The sequence below is a fragment of the Leptospira adleri genome (assembly GCF_002811985.1).
Taxonomy (GTDB): domain Bacteria; phylum Spirochaetota; class Leptospiria; order Leptospirales; family Leptospiraceae; genus Leptospira; species Leptospira adleri.
Genome location: NZ_NPDU01000137.1, coordinates 1 through 3492 on the forward strand (window position 1 = coordinate 1; position 3492 = coordinate 3492).

The window sequence follows — 3492 nt, forward strand, 5'->3', positions numbered from 1 at the left end:
GGAACTAAAAAGTATGTTGACATGGAGAAATTAAAAGAGTTAAAAACTTTAAAGCTCATGGCTTGATCGTGTGAGGAGAGCTCTTCTCAAGTTCTCATTTGTGCGAAACTTTAAGGACACTATCTTTAAGATTTGATCATCTCAGAATTAATGATATTTAAAGCTTTGCCTTTTTTCGTTTTGTAAAAAAGGAAATCGCTATCTAAAGTTAAAATATCTTTTATTCCATAAATTTCAGAAAGACTTACTAAAGAGGCATCTGCAAAATCCATCGGTCGATCTGAATATTTTTCCATATAATGATGAATTAATGGAAAATGATCATTATCTTGATTTAAAATTGTAATTGCTCCGTCTTTGATCCATTCGATAAAAGAATTCTGAGTTTTCTTATTGTCAGATAGGAGATATGAAACCTCTGTTATAACTGCTAAAGTTGTGAATAATCTTCCTTTGAAATCTTTAAGAAAAGATCTAATGTCATTACAATAAATATCCGATTCATCGAAGAATGCCACAATGGGTCCAGTATCAATAATTGCTTTTATCATTTACCTTTTTGTTTTTTCAGTATCGCTTCTTTAATATACTTTTGGTGATTTACCGATTTATCTGAAATGCCACTTTTATATTGGCCAAAGTATTTTTTACCTAATTCATAGGCGGAAGGCTTTTGGGCAAAATTATCAATGTAGTAAACTAAAGATTCTTTAATAACTTCTGATTTACTTTTATTCTCAATTTTAGCCACTTCCGATAACTTTTTTTCTAATTCTGGGGGTAAACGAAGACTAATCATAAATGCCTCATGTATCACATATGTAATACAATTTAAATTGCGTCAATTCAAATTTCGAACCCTAATTGATTACGAAAGCAAATATATAAACGTAGTTTGCTATTTCAAGCCTCATCTCGCACGCATGTCGTCTAACGACAAGAGTTTGCCGACGTCGCGTCCCCGAGCGCTTGTGCGCGAAAGGGTCGCGAACTTAATTTTACTAAAAATCTCTTCTATTACTGCTTAGTCAAGTTCGCGAAGCGATGTGTCGAAGACCGGAGTGAGTTCGAGCGGATCCCGCGAGTGACGAACGCAGCGGCAAACGTTAGTTATGCGCTGTTCCGCGAGCCAAGAAAAGCTATAAATTGCGCGCTGAGTCTAAAAGCGAAACCACGCGCAATTCTCTTTTCCCCAATCTCGCCCAAACTCAAATTAAAGCGAAGCGGAATGGCGCATAACGATCCAGGTTTCTCGACGTTTGCGGTTCTGGAGCGCGCTAAACGCGCGGAAGAATTGGAACGAGGTTTGAGCGAACCTTAAGCGAGCGTCCCGCAAACCGAGTGACAAAGCAAATGTGCCGAAGGCCAAGCGAGGGTTGCCTTGGCAATCCCGAAGCGCAGTGAGAAACCGCAGTTAGGCGCTCGTTCCGCGAGCCAAAAAAAGCTATAAATTGCGCGCTAAGACTAAAAGCGAATCCACGCGCAATTCTCTTTTCCCCAAACTCGCCTAAACCCAAATTAAAGCGAAGCGGAATGCCGTCTAACGAGGTAGGTTTCTCGACGTTTGCGGTTCTGAAGCGCGCTAAACGCGCGAAAGAATTGGCGCGAGGCTTGAGCGACCTTAGTCGCGTCTCGCAAGCCGAGTGACAAAGCAAATGTGCGGAGCCGGAGTGAAGGTCGCATTAGCGATCCCGAACGGAGCGAGAAACCGCAGTTAGGCGAAGGCTGATTCTTAGAATGATTTCGATCGAATTTCCAATAACTCATTCTTGAGTAGTATTTCAGATGGCTGATGCCACCCAAAACGCTCATAAAACCATTTAACACATTGAATCGTAATCGTTTCAATGTCCGAAAAATCATCAATATCGTAAGTCTTATTAAATTCAAGATTTGTTTCTGTAGCCTGGTATTTTGGAAGCAAACTCCGACCAGGATCAATAGTGCTTAACAACCTACCCGAAACATCAATCATAGAGAAAATAATTGTACATGAGCGTTGTAACAAATTTTTACTCAGCAATCTATAGGTTAGTTCATAAATCTCTGCTATGGTTGATAGTAGCATAATGAAATCAACGTATCCTTTCTCTTCAAACTTTGGATTATTTTTATGCTGATAGTAAATACGCGTAGCGAATTCTTTATCTAAAAAGTCTTCGTGAAATTGGAACAGGTAAATAAATTGACCGCTTTGATAAAAGCGCCACATTTCAGAACGTCTCCATTTATCATATGATCCTAAATAGTTATTACCGAAAGTCATATTTTCTCTATCAATATGTGGAAAATCCCAACCTCTAAACCTTACAATGGAATTTTCCAATAACTCCTTTATTTCAGAAAGCTGGTGAATAACTTGTTCTTGATATTCATTCGGACGAACTATCATGCGACAATGAGGGCCTGACTTAATTTCAGAGATAATTTCAGCTTCTGTCATCGATTACAATCCATTAAGTTCGTTTTCGAACATCTGAGCAGATGATACCATTTGATCTTTAAGAGTAAGATCTAGACGCTGCATTTGTCCTAAAAATTTACGAATTGATCGCTCCGTAGCAAGATCAATTAATTCACGCATTTCGCTGTATGATCTTATTTCTGCTGTTTCAGGAATTCTAGTCGAACGAATATAAATTGCACCCTTTCTTAAATTTTCGATACCGTCTTTCGCACAGATTGTAGGAACTAAGGAAAAACTTAAGATATCAAGCACGATAAATTTCTTTAGCTCATTATCTGGATCTTCAACTAAGTGGTAATTTAAAGAAATATGTGGTTCCGCATAAGAATTAATATATGACAAAACAATATCATACGAGTATGAAGCGAGATGATCTGATTTAAGCCCACCTCTCTGATACTTTTTATTATCTTCATCAATCCCAATTATTATAAGACCTCCATCAGAGAGATTACTCATTGCCATTGATGATTTAACAATTTTAGCTTTCAGCGAATCCCAATTTTCTGAGCGTTTAAACTCAACAGCTCTGCTTTCCCGATAACGTCCAAAACATTTCGCAGATTTAAGAATGAATGAGAAGGCTCTCCTTGCCGATTGAGTTTGTAACGATCAAATTCAAAAAAAGGAGAACCCCCCAATGAGGGCAGAAGAAGAAAAAGCGCACCTGAAAGTAATTCAAGTGGATGAGACCCAGCTCAAGAAAGACTTGAGCGAACTCGTAAGAGGCTCAGTGGAAGAAACGCTGAACGCTCTCTTAGATGAGGAAGCGGATAAACTCTGCAAAGCCTCAAGGTATGAGAGAAACCCGGATCGAGTAGATACAAGAGCGGGTTCGTATAATAGAAACTTCGAAACAAAAGCCGGAAAAGTAAAGTTAAAAGTTCCGAAACTTAGAACAATTCCGTTTGAGTCGGCGATCATCGATCGATACAAACGAAGGGAGAGTTCGGTAGAAGAAGCTCTCATGGAGATGTATCTCGCTGGAGTTTCTGTTCGGAGAGTCGAGGATATCACCGAGAGCC

The 3492-nt window shown here is 39.0% G+C and carries 5 protein-coding genes; 1 reads left to right on the forward strand and 4 read right to left on the reverse strand.

Annotated features, from left to right (window positions below; translation table 11 throughout):
* Window positions 1–125: 125 nt before the first annotated feature.
* The 4 genes from CH376_RS23630 to CH376_RS23655 all read right to left on the reverse strand — a co-directional run bounded on the left by CH376_RS23630 (window position 126) and on the right by CH376_RS23655 (window position 3040).
* Window positions 126–551: a type II toxin-antitoxin system VapC family toxin gene (locus tag CH376_RS23630; RefSeq protein ID WP_100788572.1), complete on the reverse strand. Its 426-nt coding sequence runs from the start codon at window positions 549–551 to the stop codon at window positions 126–128.
* Complete coding sequence (locus CH376_RS23635) at window positions 548–799, reverse strand: ribbon-helix-helix protein, CopG family (protein ID WP_100788574.1); 252 nt, start codon at window positions 797–799, stop codon at window positions 548–550. The genes CH376_RS23630 and CH376_RS23635 overlap by 4 nt, the downstream gene beginning before the upstream one ends.
* A 933-nt stretch (window positions 800–1732) precedes the next feature.
* Window positions 1733–2443, reverse strand: a complete 711-nt coding sequence (locus CH376_RS23650) for a hypothetical protein (RefSeq protein WP_100788577.1) — start codon at window positions 2441–2443, stop codon at window positions 1733–1735.
* A gap of 3 nt (window positions 2444–2446) precedes the next feature.
* Window positions 2447–3040, reverse strand: coding sequence for an AlbA family DNA-binding domain-containing protein (locus tag CH376_RS23655; protein ID WP_100788579.1), 594 nt, complete (start codon window positions 3038–3040; stop codon window positions 2447–2449).
* A 67-nt stretch (window positions 3041–3107) separates the two neighbouring features.
* Here CH376_RS23655 and CH376_RS23660 point away from each other — a divergent pair.
* Window positions 3108–3492, forward strand: a 385-nt coding sequence (locus CH376_RS23660; protein WP_207769131.1) for a transposase, incomplete at its 3' end; no start/stop codon positions are given.

What these genes read in the sequence shown, in the direction of transcription:
- CH376_RS23635 (WP_100788574.1), bottom strand. Translation starts at nt 799, where the DNA reads ATGATTAGTCTTCGTTTACCCCCAGAATTAGAAAAAAAGTTATCGGAA.
- CH376_RS23650 (WP_100788577.1), bottom strand. Translation starts at nt 2,443, where the DNA reads ATGACAGAAGCTGAAATTATCTCTGAAATTAAGTCAGGCCCTCATTGT.
- CH376_RS23630 (WP_100788572.1), bottom strand. Translation starts at nt 551, where the DNA reads ATGATAAAAGCAATTATTGATACTGGACCCATTGTGGCATTCTTCGAT.